General features: G+C 70.8%; 17 protein-coding genes. 13 read left to right on the top strand and 4 right to left on the bottom strand.

Features of this window, described 5'->3' with window-relative positions; translation table 11 throughout:
• Position 1: 1 nt before the first annotated feature.
• Positions 2-1,177 carry a sensor histidine kinase gene (locus B7K26_RS11655; RefSeq protein ID WP_084079378.1) on the bottom strand — a complete coding sequence of 392 codons (1,176 nt, stop codon included), beginning with the start codon at positions 1,175-1,177 and terminating at the stop codon, positions 2-4.
• On the bottom strand, positions 1,174-1,803 hold the full coding sequence (locus tag B7K26_RS11650; protein ID WP_084079377.1) for a LuxR C-terminal-related transcriptional regulator: 630 nt from the start codon (positions 1,801-1,803) through the stop codon (positions 1,174-1,176). The genes B7K26_RS11655 and B7K26_RS11650 overlap by 4 nt, the downstream gene beginning before the upstream one ends.
• A 278-nt stretch (positions 1,804-2,081) precedes the next feature.
• Here B7K26_RS11650 and B7K26_RS11645 point away from each other — a divergent pair, with 278 nt between their 5' ends.
• Entirely contained in the window at positions 2,082-2,621 is a 540-nt protein-coding gene (locus B7K26_RS11645; protein ID WP_084079376.1) for a hypothetical protein, read from the top strand.
• Between the two features lie 31 nt (positions 2,622-2,652).
• On the opposite strand, the gene B7K26_RS11640 is transcribed toward B7K26_RS11645, so the two are convergent.
• On the bottom strand, positions 2,653-3,300 hold the full coding sequence (locus tag B7K26_RS11640) for a septum formation family protein (RefSeq protein ID WP_159449689.1): 648 nt from the start codon (positions 3,298-3,300) through the stop codon (positions 2,653-2,655).
• On the bottom strand, positions 3,297-4,088 hold the full coding sequence (locus B7K26_RS11635; protein WP_084079375.1) for an exodeoxyribonuclease III: 792 nt from the start codon (positions 4,086-4,088) through the stop codon (positions 3,297-3,299). Before B7K26_RS11635 ends, B7K26_RS11640 begins: the two co-directional genes overlap by 4 nt.
• Positions 4,089-4,218: 130 nt before the next feature.
• Here B7K26_RS11635 and B7K26_RS11630 point away from each other — a divergent pair, with 130 nt between their 5' ends.
• The 12 genes from B7K26_RS11630 to B7K26_RS11575 all read left to right on the top strand — a co-directional run bounded on the left by B7K26_RS11630 (position 4,219) and on the right by B7K26_RS11575 (position 14,333).
• Positions 4,219-4,983: an SDR family oxidoreductase gene (locus B7K26_RS11630; protein ID WP_084079374.1), complete on the top strand. Its 765-nt coding sequence runs from the start codon at positions 4,219-4,221 to the stop codon at positions 4,981-4,983.
• Positions 4,984-5,091: 108 nt separating this feature from the next.
• Positions 5,092-5,688, top strand: coding sequence for an orotate phosphoribosyltransferase (pyrE, locus tag B7K26_RS11625; protein ID WP_084079373.1), 597 nt, complete (start codon positions 5,092-5,094; stop codon positions 5,686-5,688).
• 26 nt (positions 5,689-5,714) lie between these two features.
• Entirely contained in the window at positions 5,715-6,899 is a 1,185-nt protein-coding gene (purT, locus tag B7K26_RS11620; protein ID WP_084079372.1) for a formate-dependent phosphoribosylglycinamide formyltransferase, read from the top strand.
• Positions 6,896-7,573, top strand: coding sequence for a TrmH family RNA methyltransferase (locus tag B7K26_RS11615; RefSeq protein WP_084079371.1), 678 nt, complete (start codon positions 6,896-6,898; stop codon positions 7,571-7,573). Before purT ends, B7K26_RS11615 begins: the two co-directional genes overlap by 4 nt.
• Entirely contained in the window at positions 7,570-7,812 is a 243-nt protein-coding gene (locus B7K26_RS11610) for a toxin-antitoxin system YwqK family antitoxin (protein WP_234998800.1), read from the top strand. The genes B7K26_RS11615 and B7K26_RS11610 overlap by 4 nt, the downstream gene beginning before the upstream one ends.
• 53 nt (positions 7,813-7,865) lie before the next feature.
• The gene (locus B7K26_RS11605; RefSeq protein ID WP_084079370.1) at positions 7,866-8,789 is read left to right on the top strand and encodes a metal ABC transporter substrate-binding protein; all 924 of its coding nucleotides are present in this window, start codon (positions 7,866-7,868) and stop codon (positions 8,787-8,789) included.
• Positions 8,786-9,523 carry a metal ABC transporter ATP-binding protein gene (locus B7K26_RS11600; protein ID WP_200811104.1) on the top strand — a complete coding sequence of 246 codons (738 nt, stop codon included), beginning with the start codon at positions 8,786-8,788 and terminating at the stop codon, positions 9,521-9,523. The genes B7K26_RS11605 and B7K26_RS11600 overlap by 4 nt, the downstream gene beginning before the upstream one ends.
• Complete coding sequence (locus B7K26_RS11595; protein WP_084079369.1) at positions 9,520-10,380, top strand: metal ABC transporter permease; 861 nt, start codon at positions 9,520-9,522, stop codon at positions 10,378-10,380. Before B7K26_RS11600 ends, B7K26_RS11595 begins: the two co-directional genes overlap by 4 nt.
• A gap of 13 nt (positions 10,381-10,393) precedes the next feature.
• Complete coding sequence (locus B7K26_RS11590) at positions 10,394-11,053, top strand: metal-dependent transcriptional regulator (RefSeq protein ID WP_084079368.1); 660 nt, start codon at positions 10,394-10,396, stop codon at positions 11,051-11,053.
• 86 nt (positions 11,054-11,139) lie between these two features.
• A complete protein-coding gene (gene fbaA / locus B7K26_RS11585; protein ID WP_084079367.1) occupies positions 11,140-12,159 on the top strand; it encodes a class II fructose-bisphosphate aldolase in 1,020 nt (339 codons plus the stop codon).
• Positions 12,160-12,296: 137 nt separating this feature from the next.
• Positions 12,297-13,595, top strand: coding sequence for an adenylosuccinate synthase (locus B7K26_RS11580; RefSeq protein WP_084079366.1), 1,299 nt, complete (start codon positions 12,297-12,299; stop codon positions 13,593-13,595).
• Between the two features lie 249 nt (positions 13,596-13,844).
• Positions 13,845-14,333, top strand: a complete 489-nt coding sequence (locus B7K26_RS11575) for a hypothetical protein (RefSeq protein WP_143340692.1) — start codon at positions 13,845-13,847, stop codon at positions 14,331-14,333.
• The last annotated feature ends 63 nt before the right edge of the window (positions 14,334-14,396 follow it).

Here is a 14,396-nt window from a genome sequence, read left to right as displayed (position 1 = left end):
GTCATGGCGCGTCCCATCCGATGGCCACGGTGGTGCCGCGACCGGGGCGCGAGTCGACGGTGCCGCGGCCTCCCGTGACGGTCGCCATGCGGTCGACGATCGAGACCCGGATGCCGAGGCGGAGCGGATCGATGCCGGCGGGGTCGAAGCCGGGACCGCGGTCGGTGACCAGCACGTCGACCCCGCGATAGTTGGCGGTGATGGACACTGCGAGGCCAGCATGGTCCCCCGCGTGCCTCGCGGAGTTGCGCACTGCCTCGCCGAGCGCCTCCGACAGCGCCGCCACGGCATCGGCCGGGACTGACGGGCACGAGCCGAACGAGTAGTCCACGTGAGCGGCCACGCCGAGGTCGGCGGGCACCGCGCGCAGGGCCGCGACCACCTCTGGGCCCGAGTAGCCGCCGGGGCGCTCGTGTTCGGGAGTGGTGAGCGAGGCGATCGACGACAGGGCCTCGTCCGCGCTTGCCGAGACGGCACCAGGGGCGCCCTCGCGCGAGGCGGTGAGCAGCACCGACATGACGTCGTCGTGGACGATGGCGTTGATGCGCGTGACCTCGCGCTCGCGCGTGCGCCTGGCGGCCTCCACGGCGGCGAGCGAGCGGGCGTCGCGCGCCGCCTTGTCCTCGCCGCGGGCGGCGCCCACAACGGCGAGCGTCATCGCGGTCAAGATCGAGCAGAAGATGAGGGCCCCGCACCCGTCCAGGACGGCCGCCCAGGTGCTGGTCTGGGAGGCCATGAGCTGAATCATGGGCACCAGGACCAGCTGGGACAGGGGAAAGAACCAGACGGCCGACGACGTCCAGGCGACGCCCACGAGCGTGGACGGGAGCGCGTTGATGCCCTGGATCCACGGCGTGCCGTTGTCGGCGAGCCAGTCGCCGGTCATGGCCGGCACCCACAGCAGCTGCACCAGGAGGAACCCGGCCACGCACGTGATCGCGATCGCGTGGAGGGCGCGAAGGGGGACGCGGAAGGCAGTGCCGACGAACGAGATCGGCAGGATCACCACCACGATCACTGACAGCCACCAGTACCAGGGCTGCACCTGGTCACGCGCGGCGAGGATGCCGCTGGGGCCTGTGAGGAGCAAGAGCCCGAAGACGACGGCGCCGATGCCGGAGGCGAAGTAGAGGACGCGCTGAACGCGGTCGCGCGCGGTGTGCTCGAGCACGGTCATTCGAGGATGCCGTCCTCGCGCGCGCGTCGGTACAGGTCGACGCGGGAGGCGGCGGGCCGGCCCACCTGCGAATACTTGCGGCGGATGCGGATCACGTAGTCGGAGACCGTGGCGCGCGAGATGCCCAGGTGAAGCGCGACGGACTGCGCGGTCTCGCCGGCGGCGTACATCTGGAGGACCTCGGCCTCGCGCTCGCTCAGGCCGGCGTCGACCAGGTCCGCCGCCGCGTCGATGGCGGCCGCCCACTCGGTCGAGAACACCTCTCCGCCCGCGGCGGCGGTGCGGATCGCGTCGACGAGTTCCTCGGGGGGAGCGGACTTGCGCACCAGGCCGAGCGCGCCCGCCCTCGCGGCCGACTGGATGAGGGAGCGGTCCTCGGCGCCCGTGTAGATGAGCACGTGCCAGCCGCGCGCTCGCAGGGCGGCCACGTTGTCCGCCGGCACGGAGCCATCGGCCAGGCGGAGGTCGAGCACCACCATGTCGAGCTCGACGCCGGGCGCGATGTCGCGCACCGTCGTGACGCTGGTGACGAGCGAGACATCCTCGATCCCCGCGATGAGGTCACGAAACCCCAGGGAGATGAGGGCATGATCCTCCACGAGCGCGATCCGTCGCGTGCGTGCCACGGGCCACCTCCTTCCGCCTGCGGTCACGATAGCGCGAGGCGGTGACGCCGCCGGTCGCGCGAGAGGCCGTGGCGGACGGTGGCGGCGCTGCCCACCGTTGTGTTGCCCACATAAGTGTGGGCTTTACGAGGGTGGGAGCCACTGCCATCCTGCCAGTGGTGGGGCGGCCTGATGCCATCGCAGGCCGCCCCCCGCACCACAGTGGGGGACCCGGGGGAACACGGGGGGACCGTGGTGGGGCCGGCGGAGACGCGCTCATAGATCAGGGGGGTGGGCGCATGTCGTGGTCGGGTGAGGAGTACGTGCTTCTGACCACCGGCGTGTTGTTCGCGGGGGCGGTAGCAGCGAGCGCGCATCCGCGCGTCACGCTGACGACCCGCTCACGAGTGACCTTCTCCGTCGGCGCCGCCGCGTTCATGTTGGGTGCCATTTTCCTCGCCAGCATCGAGACCGTGGTGTATCCGTCGCTCGTCTGGCTCACGCCGCTGGTGCCTCTCGCGATCCTCGCGGTGATGCTGCGCGACGCGTGGGTAGCGCCCCCCGCAGCCCCGGCATCGGCAGTGGTGCGACGCACCTCGCTGATCCCCGTCCATCAGGCCACGCCGGGGTCGGCCTCGGACCGCCTGCTGCGTAGCCGCGCCGCGGACCCCACCGCCACGCCCGCGGAGCTCGCGCGCATCGCCTACGCGCATCCCGACATGCGCGCCACCATCGCCGCCAACCCGGCGTCGCCGGCGAGCCTTCTCGAATGGCTCGCGTCCGTGGGCGACCCGGCGGTGCACAGCGCGATCTCCACGCGCACCCGCGCGACGATCTAGCCGCTCGCGCACTCCCGCGCGCGGCGACGGGTCAGGCGTTTTCGCCGTCGACCGCCTCACCGGGACGCGACGCGTCTCGCATCTCGTCCGTGGAGGTCACGATGCAGGTGACCGTGCGGTCTCCTCGCGTCCACGAGTCCGACGAGGGGATCCACGCGACCCACTCGGCGTTGCGCGCGACGGCGCCGACCCTGTCGGTGCACGTCTCGAGCGCCCGCTCGGTGACGGCCTCCTCGCCGGGGTACACCTCGAGGGGGAGCTCGACGGTGGCCACCACCTCGCCCGCGTGCGGCTCCGAGCAGTCGACCACCGTCGCATCGGCCACGGTGCCGTCGCCGTCAAGGCTCTCCAGGCACATGCCCTCGACTACCTGAACGGCGTGCAGGGTGCCGGTCGCGTCGGCGTCGGCGGGCGCCGCCTGCGTGTCGGCGACGATGAGCACGAGCGCCCACGCGAGGCCCACCACGATGGCTACCGCGCCGGCAAGGAGGGTCCAGCGCACGCCGCGGGAGACGCCCGGGCGGTCGCGCCGTCCGCGCGCAGGCGGGACGGGGCCGGGCGAGCTAGGGCCGGTGGAGGCGGGCTGGGGTGAGACGGGCGCGGGGCCCGATGCCACGGGCGCCGCCGATCCGGGCGCCGGGACGTCCGGCAGCGGCGGCGGGGCGAAGCCGTCGCTCACGCGAGGTCCGCGATGTCGAGCACGACCGGTACGTGGTCGGAGGCGCCCTTGCCCTTGCGCTCGTCTCGCTGGATCTCGAGCGCGGTCGCGCGTGCGGCAAGCGGCTGCGAGCCCCAGATGAAGTCGATGCGCATTCCCTCGTTCTTGGGGAAACGCAGCGCCTTGTAGTCCCAGAACGTGTACTTGTTCTCGTCCGGGACGAAGCGGCGGCTGAGTTCCTCGTAGCCGGCATCGGCGAGGGAGGTGAGCGCGGCGCGGGACTCCGGCGTGACGTGGGTCTCGGCCTCCGAGTCCTCCTCGGACCAGATGTCGGTGGAAAGCGGCGCCACGTTGAAGTCGCCCACGAGCGCGGTCGGCTCGTCGGCCCAGGCGCGTGCCGCCTCGCGGAGGTTCTCGAGGAAGGCGAGCTTGTAGGCGTAGTGGGGGTCGTACAGGCCGCGCCCGTTGGGCACGTACAGGCTCCACACCCGCACGCCGCCGGCGACGGCGCCGATGGCGCGGGCCTCGACCACCGGGTCGCCGGTCTTGGCGAAGCCGGGCTGCGCGGCGAACTCCGTCTGGACGTCCTCGAGCCCCACGCGGGACGCGATCGCGACACCATTCCACTGGTTGAGGCCGTGAATGGCGAGCTCATACCCGGCGGCCTCGAAGGCCTCGCGCGGGAACTGCTCGGGCTTGCACTTGATCTCCTGCATGGCGAGCACGTCGGTGCCTGACCTGTCGAGCCACTCGACCACGCGGTCAACACGGGCACGGACGGAGTTCACATTCCAGGTCGCAAGGCGCATGGCGACCACGCTATCCCGTCAAATGGATCCCTTTGGCTTGCCTACGGCCGTAAAAGAGGGGAAATCGACCGCGAGGGCCGTCGGGACGACGGTGCAGGCGGCCGATGCCATCGCACCTAGGCTGGCAGGCATGGCGACCGCATTGATCACCGGGGCATCTAAGGGGCTGGGCGAGGAGTTCGCGTGGCAGCTCGCGACGGCCAAGCATGACGTGGTCCTCGTGGCGCGCGACCGTGACGCGCTGAGCGAGATGGCCGACACGATCCGTGGCGCGGCGGGGGTCCAGGTGGAGGTGCTCGCCGCCGACCTGTCGACGCCCGAGGGGCTCGAGGCCGTTGCCGAACGGGTGGGCGACCGCGACCGCCCCATCAGCCTCCTCGTGAACAACGCCGGATACGGGCTGGGCGAGGAACTCCTCGACACCACCTGGGAGGCGGAGAAGGCCGCCATGGACGTGCTCGTCACGGCGACGCTTCGGCTGTCGCAGGTGGCGGCCAAGTCGATGACTGCGCGCGGGCACGGCGCGATCCTCAACATCTCGTCGATCGCCTCGCACCTCGCCAACACCACCTACGCCGCACATAAGCGCTGGGTGAGGGACTTCACCGAGGCCCTCGCGTCGCAGTTGCACGGCACCGGCGTCACCGCCACGGTGGTCCTGCCCGGCCTGGTGCGGACCCACTTCCACGACGCCCCCTCGCTCGCGCACATGCGCGACGAGTACCCGGGCGTCGCGTGGCTCGCTCCCGAGCAGGTGGTCGAGTCGGCGCTCGCGGCAGTGCGTCGCCGCGCCGTCGTGGTCACGCCTTCCGCGAAATACGCGGTGGCCGGCACCCTTATGCGGGCGACGCCATCGGCGGTGACCAGGCGCATGAGGTCGATGCGCTCGCGCTGAGGCGACCACGGCATCGGCCGTCAGCCATCCCCGGCGGTGGATTCCCCCTCTTTTGCGGTCTTAGACGAGCCAAAGGGATCCATTTGACGGTGGGGAGGGGTCGGTAGGATGACGGCCATGACGACCGGCACCGGCACCTCGACCTCTGGCACCCCGCGCGAGCAACTGCGCGACCTCATCAAGGAGCTGGCGGTCGTCCACGGCCGCATCACGCTGGCCTCGGGCAAGGAGGCCGACTACTACGTCGACCTGCGCCGCATCACCCTTCACCACCGCGCGGCGCCGCTCGTCGGCCACGTCCTTCTCGACCACCTTGAGGTCAACGGCTTCGGCCCCGCCGACGTCGACGCCGTCGGCGGCCTCACCCTGGGTGCCGACCCCGTCGCGACCTCCCTCATGCACGCCGCCGCGAGCCGCGGCCTCGACCTCGACTCGTTCGTGGTGCGCAAGGAGAACAAGGCGCACGGCCTGCAGCGCCGCATCGAGGGTCCGGACATCGCCGGCCGCACGGTGGTCGCCGTCGAGGACACGTCCACCACCGGCGGCTCCGTGCTGACCGCCGTCGAGGCCATCCGCGAGGCCGGCGCGACCGTCGCCGCCGTCGCCGTGATCGTGGACCGGGACACCGGCGCGCGCGAGAAGATCGAGGCGGAGGGCCTTCCCTACCTGTCGCTGTACGGCCTCGAGGACCTCGACCTGGCCTGACTCCCGGCGGTGCCAGACTTGACGTCATGACCACGCTCGGCACGCCCCTCACCCCGCACGCGACCCGCGTCCTGCTCCTCGGATCCGGGGAGCTCGGCAAGGAGGTGGCGATCGAGCTCATGCGGCTGGGCGTCGAGGTCATCGCCGCCGACCGCTACGCCGACGCTCCCGCCATGCAGGTCGCTCACGCCTCCCACGTGCTCGACATGCTGGACGTCGATGCCCTGAGGGCCGTCATCGATGAGGTGCGCCCACACCTGATCGTTCCCGAGATCGAGGCGCTCGCCACCGACGTCCTGCGCGAGGTCGAGGAGGCCGGCGCGGCCACGGTGATCCCCACCGCCCGCGCCACGCGACTGACCATGGACCGCGAGGGCATCAGGCGACTCGCGGCCGAGGAACTCGGGCTTCCCACCTCTCCGTACCGATTCGTCGACTCCCTCGCGGAACTGGAGGCGGCGATCGCCGAGCTCGGCACCCCGTGCGTGGTGAAGCCGGTCATGTCGTCGTCCGGCAAGGGGCAGTCCGTGGTGAGGGACGCGGCCGATGCTTCGCACGCCTGGGAGTATGCGGCGGCCGGGGCCCGTGCCGCGGCGGGGCGCCTCATCGTCGAGGCCTTCGTGGACTTCGACTACGAGATCACGCAGCTCACGGTGCGCCACGCGGGCGGCACCACCTTCCTCGACCCGGTGGGTCACGTCCAGGTGGACGGCGACTACCGCGAGTCCTGGCAGCCCCATCCGATGCCCGATGCCGCGGTCAGGCGCGCCCGCGAGGTCGCCGGGGCCGTCACGGAGGCGCTGGGTGGCTACGGCGTGTTCGGCGTCGAGCTGTTCATCCGCGGCGACGAGGTCATCTTCAACGAGGTGTCGCCCCGCCCGCACGACACGGGGCTGGTAACGCTCGCGAGCCAGCACCTGTCCGAGTTCGCGCTGCACGCCCGCGCGATCCTCGGCCTGCCGGTCCCGGCCGAGGTGGACGCCGCCCCGGCCGCCTCGTGCGCCGTCCTCGCCGAGGGCTCGGGGGTGCCCGTCATCGGCGGCGTCGACGCGGCGCTCGGGGTGCCGGAGGCCGACCTGCGCCTGTTCGGCAAGCCGCGCGTCGAGGGGCGCCGTCGCATCGGCGTGGCAGTCGCCACGGGCGGCAACGTCGCCCAGGCCCGCGAGCGTGCCCGCGCCGCCGCCTCCGCACTCGACGTGACGCTCGCGTGACCGAGCGACGTGACGACGAGGCCCCGGCCCACGGCGTCGGCCCCTGGCCCGGCGGCGAGGCTGCCTGGCCGGCCGGCGACCACTTCGACCCCGAACTGCTACGCGAGGGCGACCGCCGCAACGTGGTGGACCGCTACCGGTACTGGCGCCACGAGGCGATCGTCGCCGACCTCGACGCCCTGCGCCACCCGTTTCACGTGGCGATCGAGAACTGGCAGCACGACCTCAACATCGGCTCGGTGGTGCGTACCGCCAACGCCTTCGCCGCCCGCGGCGTCCACATCGTCGGCAACCGGCGCTGGAATCGCCGCGGCGCGATGGTGACGGACCGCTACCAGCACGTCACCCACCACCCCACGGTCGAGGGCTTCGTGGAGTGGGCCCGCGTCGAGGGCCTCGCGGTCATCGGCATCGACAACCTGCCCGGATCCGTGCCGCTCGAGACCTACCCGCTGCCGCGCGAGTGTGTGCTCGTCTTTGGCCAGGAATCCGTGGGGCTCACCGAGGCGGTGAGGCAGGCGGCCGATGCGACCCTCGCCATCGCGCAGTACGGCTCCACCCGCTCGATCAACGCGGGAGCCGCGGCCGCCATCGCGATGCACGGCTGGGTGGCGCGCCACGGCGACATCGCCGCGGGGCATGCCGACGGAGCCGCTCAGGGAGGCGGCGCGTGAGCGACGACATCCCGGCCGAGGACCTGGAGCCCTACGAGAAGCTCCACCGCGACGGCTCCGTGTGGGCGCGCGGACAGTTCCGTGAGGCGGTGGAGCACGGCTACTGGGAGTTCTTCCGCAAGGACGGCACCCTGATGCGGTCCGGCTCCTTCGACCACGGCACCCAGGTGGGCGAGTGGACCACCTACGACAAGGCGGGGGCGCCGTACAAGGTGACGGATATGGGGTCGCGCGGCTGATGCCCTTGGCGTCGCCGGGTTGATTTCCTGGGCGGCGGGACTAGAGTTTCGGTGTGCCGAAAACTCTCCCGATCGCCGCCGCCGTCGCGTGGTCAGCCCTCGCCCTCGCGGGCTGTGCCGGCGCGTCCGATGGCACTCAGGAGGCCGACGACGATCGCCCCCTGGTGCTCACGACCTTCACCGTGCTCGCGGACATGGCGAGCAACGTCGCGGGCGACGACCTGCGCGTGGAGTCGATCACCAAGGCGGGGGCGGAGATCCACGGCTACGAGCCCACGCCGGGGGACATCGCGAAGGCGACCGAGGCGGACCTCATCCTCGACAACGGCCTGGGCCTCGAGGCCTGGTTCGCCCAGTTCGTCGAGTCGGTCGACGCCCCCCACGTGGTGGTCTCCGACGGGGTCGAGCCCATCGACATCGCCTCCGACGCCTACGCCGGCCAGCCCAACCCCCACGCGTGGATGAGCCCCTATGTGGCGCAGGAGTACGTGGGGGCCATGATCGACGCCTTCGCCGAGCTGGACCCCGACAACGCCGCGGGCTACGCGCGGCGGGGGGCCGCCTACCAGGAGGAGCTGCGTGCGGTGGCTGAGGAGCTGGAGGCCGACCTCGCTGAGGTTCCCGAGGCGCAGCGGGTGCTTGTGACGTGCGAGGGCGCGTTCTCGTACCTCGCGAGGGACGTAGGCCTCGACGAGGTGTACATCTGGCCGGTCAACGCCGAGCAGCAGGCCACGCCCCAGCAGGTCGCGGCCGTCATCGAGGAGGTCGAGCAGCGCGAGGTCCCCGCCGTGTTCTGCGAGTCGACGGTCTCCGACAAGGCGATGCAGCAGGTGGTGGAGGCCACCGGCGCCGACTTCGGCGGCACGCTCTACGTCGACTCGCTCTCGGAGGTCGACGGCCCCGTCCCGACCTACCTCGACCTCCTCCGCCACGACGCGGAGACCATCGCCGCCGGCCTCACGGGCGCCGCATCGTGACCTCACCCGCGCTCGAGATCAGCGGACTGCGGGTCCGCTACGGCGACGTCACGGCCCTCGACGACTGTTCGCTGACGGTCGCGGCGGGCCGGGTCACGGGCCTCATCGGCATGAACGGCTCGGGAAAGTCGACGCTGTTCAAGGCGGCCATGGGGGCAGTGAGGGCCGATGCCGGCACGGTCACTGTCGAGGGTGGCGCCCCCGCGGTGGCCAGGGCCGCCTCGCGGATCGCGTACGTCCCCCAGAGCGAGGACATCGACCGCGACTTTCCCGTCTCGGTGCGCGACGTGGTGACGATGGGTCGCTACGGGCGCATGGGGGTCACGAGGCGCGCCAAGTCGCGCGACCGCGCCGCGGTGGACGATGCCCTGGAGCGTGTGGGCCTGGTGGACCTGGCTGACCGCCAGATCGGGCAACTCTCTGGAGGTCAGCGCAAGCGCGCCTTCGTGGCCCGCGCCATCGCGCAGGAGGCGTCGCTGCTGCTGCTCGACGAGCCGTTCGCCGGAGTCGATAAGCGTTCGGAGGCCACCATCGTGGCGCTGCTGCGCGAGCTCGCGGCCGACGGCCGCGCTGTCCTCGTCTCGACGCACGATCTCCATGCGCTTCCCGCGCTCGCGGACGACGCGGCGCTGCTGCTGCGGCGGGTGCTGTTCCACGGGTCCGTGGGCGAGGCGCTGGCCCCCGCGAACCTGGTCCGCGCCTTCGGCATGGACGTGACGAAGGGGACCGCATGAGCATCGTCGATGTCCTGATCGAGCCGCTGCAGTACGACTTCATGGTGCGCGCGCTGCTGGTGACGGTCATCGCCGCTGTCGTGAGCGCGGTGCTGTCGTGCTGGCTGGTACTCATCGGCTGGTCGCTCATGGGCGACGCCGTGTCGCACGCTGTGCTGCCCGGCATCGTCCTCGCCTACGTCCTGGGGCTGCCCTTCGCGATCGGTGCGCTCGTCTTCGGAGTGCTCGCCGTCACCCTCATCGGCGCGGTCAGCGGCACCAGCAGGGTCAAGGAGGACGCCGCGATCGGCATCGTCTTCACGACGATGTTCGCCCTGGGACTGGTCCTCGTCTCGGTGGTCCCCAGCCAGGTGGACCTGTCCCACATCCTGTTCGGCAACATCCTCGGGGTGTCGACCTCCGACATGGTCCAGATCGGCGTGCTCGCGGCGGTCGCGCTCACGCTGCTCCTGCTCAAGCGACGCGACCTCACGCTTTACGCCTTCGACCCGATGCACGCGCGGGCCATCGGGCTGTCGCCGCGGCGGCTGGGATCGCTGCTGCTCGCCCTGCTCGCGGTCGTCGCCGTGGTGGGACTGCAGGTGGTCGGCGTGGTGCTGGTGGTCGCGCTGCTCATCATCCCGGGCGCCACCGCGCATCTGCTCACGGACCGCTTCTCGCGGATGCTCATCATCGCCCCCGTGCTGTCGTCACTATGCTCGGTGGCGGGCATCTACCTCAGCTACTGGCTCGACGCGTCCTCGGGAGGGATGGTCGTGGTGGTGCAGGGCGTCGTGTTCGGGCTCGTGTACCTCTTCAGCCCGCGGCATGGCCTGCTGCGCCGCCTCACGCGCCGTCGAGAAGCGGTGCCCGCCTGACACGAGGAGAACCATGGCCGACGCGAACGTGACCGAGGACTACCTGAAGGCGATCTACAACGCCACCGAGTGGTCCGATGCCGCGGTGACCGTGACGGTCCTCGCCGGGCGCCTGTCGCTGTCGCCCTCGTCGGTGTCCGAGCTGGTCCGCAAGCTCACCCAGCGCGGCCTCGTGACGCACGAGCGCTACGGCTCCGTGGAGCTGACCGCCGAGGGCCGGGCCATCGCGCTCGCCACGGTGCGCAAGCATCGGCTCATCGAGACGTTCCTCGTCGAATACCTGGGCTACGACTGGCACGAGGTCCACGACGAGGCCGAGGTGCTCGAGCACGCCGTCTCCGACGACTTCGTCGAGCGCCTCGCGGAGCGGCTTGGCCAGCCCACCCACGACCCGCACGGCGACCCCATCCCCGCCGCCGACGGCACCGTGCCCGCCGAGCAGCACACGGGGCTGGACGCCGTCGCGGAAGGCGCTCGCGTGCGCGTGGCGCGCGTGTGGGACGACGACCCCGACCTGCTGCGCCACCTCAGCGACGTGTCCCTCGACATCGGCGCGGTCCTCACGGTGACGGCCCACAAGGCGTCGGTGGGCATCGTGGAACTCGACCTCGACGGCAGGGTCGTGACCCTCGGGACGGCCGCCGCCGGGCACATCCTCACCGTTCCTGCCTGATACGGGGACCTACGGCCCCATGACGCACCCCTGGACTTCTGACAGAATGGACGACGGTTCCATCCGCACAAGTTCAGGAGTTACCCATGGCAATCGCCACCACCGAGTCGTACGCCGCGATGCTCGACGCCGCCAAGGCCGGCGGCTACGCGTTCCCCGCGATCAACATCACGTCGTCCTCGTCCGTCACCGCCGCCATCCAGGGCTTCGCCGAGGCCGAGTCTGACGGCATCATCCAGGTTTCGGTGGGCGGTGGCCAGTACGCCTCCGGCTCCACCATCAAGGACGCCGTCGTCGGTTCGCTCGCGCTCGCCGCGTACGCCCGCGTCGTCGCCGAGAAGTACGGCGTCACCATCGCGCTGCACACCGACCACTGCCACAAGGTCTACCTCGACGAGTGGCTGAAGCCGCTCCTGAAGCTCGAGGCCGAGTCGATCGCCTCGGGCAAGGGCCCGATCTTCAACTCGCACATGTGGGACGGCTCGTCCGTGCCCATGGAGGAGAACCTCGCGATCGCCGAGGAGCTCCTCGAGCTGTCGCAGGCCGCCGACACGATCCTCGAGATCGAGATCGGCGTCGTCGGTGGCGAGGAGGACGGCCACTCGGCCGAGGTCAACGACAAGCTCTACTCGACCCCCGAGGACGGCATCGCCACGATCGAGCGCCTCGGCCTCGGCGAGCGCGGCCGCTACCTCACCGCGATGACCTTCGGCAACGTGCACGGTGCGTACAAGCCCGGCGCCGTGAAGCTGCGTCCCGAGATCCTCGGTGACATCCAGGCCGCCGCCGCCGCGAAGTTCGGCAAGGACAAGCCCTTCGACCTCGTGTTCCACGGTGGCTCGGGCTCGACCGCCGAGGAGATCGCCACGGCCGTCTCGCACGGTGTCATCAAGATGAACATCGACACCGACACCCAGTACGCGTACACGCGTCCGGTCGTCGACCACATGATGAAGAACTACGACGGCGTCCTCAAGGTCGACGGCGAGTGGGGCAACAAGAAGGCCTACGACCCCCGCGCCTGGGGCAAGCTCGCCGAGGCCGGCATGGCCGCTCGCGTCGTCGAGGCCTGCCAGCAGCTCGGCTCGGCCGGCAAGAAGATCTAAGTCCGAAATTCGGCAGGCGCGAGCCCCGATCGGTCGGACTGACTGGTCGGGGCTCGCGTACGTCCGGGCCTCGCGCGACAGGCGTGAGACCCGGGCCCAAGCCCCCGGCATGCACCGGGGTGAGGGGAGAGGGCACCATGCCCGGAGTGGTGATCGTCGGAGCCCAGTGGGGCGACGAGGGCAAGGGCAAGGCCACCGACGTGCTGGGAAGCCGCGTCGACTATGTGGTGAAGTTCAACGGCGGCAACAACGCCGGTCACACCGTCGTGATCGGTGACCAGAAGTTCGCGCTGCACCTGCTGCCGTCGGGAATCCTGACGCCGGGTGTGACGCCCGTGATCGGCAACGGCGTGGTGGTCGACATCTCGGTGCTGTTCACCGAGATCGACGCGCTCATCGAGCGCGGAGTCGACCCGTCCAAGCTGCTGATCTCGAACGCGGCGCACATCATCGCGCCGTACGCGCGCACGCTCGACAACGTCACGGAGCGCTTCCTGGGCAAGCGCAAGATCGGCACCACGGGCCGCGGCATCGGCCCGGCCTACGCCGACAAGATCAACCGCCTCGGCCTGCGCATGGGCGACCTGTTCGATGAGCAGCTGCTGCGCGACAAGATCGAGGGCTCGCTCGAGCAGAAGAACCACCTGCTGGTGAAGGTCTATAACCGTCGCGCCATCACGGTGGACGAGGTGGCCGACGAGCTCCTCCAGTACCGTGACCGCCTCGAGCCGATGGTGACGGACACCTCGCTGGTGCTGAACCAGGCTCTCGACCGCGGCGAGACGGTGCTGTTCGAGGGCGGCCAGGCCACCATGCTCGACGTGGACCACGGCACCTACCCGTTCGTGACGTCGTCCTCGGCGACCGCCGGCGGCGCCTCGACGGGTTCCGGCGTGGGCCCCACCCGCATCGACTCCGTCATCGGCATCGTCAAGGCCTACACGACCCGCGTGGGCGAGGGCCCGATGCCCACCGAGTTGTTCGACGAGATGGGCGACTTCCTGGCGGAGGTGGGCCACGAGTACGGCACCACCACCGGCCGTCGCCGCCGTTGTGGCTGGTACGACGCGGTCATCGCTCGCTACGCGGCGCGCATCAACGGCCTCACCGACCTGGTGCTCACCAAGCTCGACGTCCTCACCGGCCTCGAGCAGATCCCCGTGTGCGTCGCCTACGACGTGGACGGCGTGCGCTACGAGGAGCTGCCGCAGGACCAGGCCGCCTTCGCCGCCGCGACGCCCGTGTACGAGTACCTGCCGGGCTGGACCGAGGACATCTCGGGCGCGCGCTCGTTCGAGGACCTTCCCCAGACGGCGCAGGACTACGTCATGGCGCTCGAGAAGATCTCGAACTGCCGGATCTCCGCCATCGGCGTGGGCCCCGGCCGCGACGAGATCATCGTCAACCACGACCTGCTTCACGTCCGCGGCGCTTAGGCGTCTGTCACCACCATGGGGGATGGCGCGGAATCGGGCCGCCGCATGTGGAGGCTTCCATGGTTCTCGTTCTCGTCGCACCGGGCACGACGTGCGCGTCGTGCCGGTGTGGACGGAGACGGCCGCTCCCTCGTGTTCGAACGGTCCACGACGACGGTGACGGAATCGACGGACGACGACGTCGCGCCACACCTCGAAGATGACCCTCTCGCCGAGGCACCCGTGCGGGAGCTCCTCGGCGCGAGGGTCATGTCCGCGACCGCCTCGTCGCAATCAACGGCGACGTATGAGGGCGGTACACCGGCTGAGCGCGCGTTTATCGCAGACCCCGCCAACTGGACTATGGAGGGGCTGGCCACCCTGAGGCGTGGTGAGGTGGGCGATCACGGGCGGGAGGAGATCGTGCTGAACGGTGAGTCGATGGCCGCCATCCCGGAGGCGCTCCCGCCGGAGGGATCCCTGCCGACGGCTGACGGAGGTGACGGACCGCAGGAACCGCGTTTCGTGCTCTCGGAGAGTAGTTCAACGCTGCGCCACACGGTCACCTACGCAGTCAACGATCTCCAGGCGGCGCTCGCGGATCTCGCGGATCAACTGAGTCGCGAGGGCTGGTCGCGCCAGCAGGTGCCGGAGGGAACCCACGCATGGGCGTGGATCGATGAGGATCGCCGCGTCACCGAGGCGACGTGGCGGGACGGCGGTTCGACTCTCGACGTGGTCACCGCCGGTCCATCCTGAGCGACGCCAGTCCAGGCCCCGACGCGGGCGGGCGTGAGGGCCGCGCTCGCTAGACTCGCCTGC

Origin of the sequence: Demequina sp. NBRC 110057 (genome assembly GCF_002090175.1) — a bacterium.
In the GTDB taxonomy this organism is placed as follows: Bacteria; Actinomycetota; Actinomycetes; order Actinomycetales; family Demequinaceae; genus Demequina.
The sequence above is the reverse complement of the archived record's forward strand: the minus strand, read 5'-3'. Positions and strand labels throughout refer to the sequence as shown.

What these genes read in the sequence shown, in the direction of transcription:
- B7K26_RS11655 (WP_084079378.1), bottom strand. Translation starts at nt 1,177, where the DNA reads ATGACCGTGCTCGAGCACACCGCGCGCGACCGCGTTCAGCGCGTCCTC.
- B7K26_RS11645 (WP_084079376.1), top strand. Translation starts at nt 2,082, where the DNA reads ATGTCGTGGTCGGGTGAGGAGTACGTGCTTCTGACCACCGGCGTGTTG.
- B7K26_RS11635 (WP_084079375.1), bottom strand. Translation starts at nt 4,088, where the DNA reads ATGCGCCTTGCGACCTGGAATGTGAACTCCGTCCGTGCCCGTGTTGAC.
- B7K26_RS11630 (WP_084079374.1), top strand. Translation starts at nt 4,219, where the DNA reads ATGGCGACCGCATTGATCACCGGGGCATCTAAGGGGCTGGGCGAGGAG.
- pyrE (WP_084079373.1), top strand. Translation starts at nt 5,092, where the DNA reads ATGACGGCCATGACGACCGGCACCGGCACCTCGACCTCTGGCACCCCG.
- purT (WP_084079372.1), top strand. Translation starts at nt 5,715, where the DNA reads ATGACCACGCTCGGCACGCCCCTCACCCCGCACGCGACCCGCGTCCTG.
- B7K26_RS11595 (WP_084079369.1), top strand. Translation starts at nt 9,520, where the DNA reads ATGAGCATCGTCGATGTCCTGATCGAGCCGCTGCAGTACGACTTCATG.
- B7K26_RS11590 (WP_084079368.1), top strand. Translation starts at nt 10,394, where the DNA reads ATGGCCGACGCGAACGTGACCGAGGACTACCTGAAGGCGATCTACAAC.
- fbaA (WP_084079367.1), top strand. Translation starts at nt 11,140, where the DNA reads ATGGCAATCGCCACCACCGAGTCGTACGCCGCGATGCTCGACGCCGCC.
- B7K26_RS11580 (WP_084079366.1), top strand. Translation starts at nt 12,297, where the DNA reads ATGCCCGGAGTGGTGATCGTCGGAGCCCAGTGGGGCGACGAGGGCAAG.
- B7K26_RS11575 (WP_143340692.1), top strand. Translation starts at nt 13,845, where the DNA reads ATGTCCGCGACCGCCTCGTCGCAATCAACGGCGACGTATGAGGGCGGT.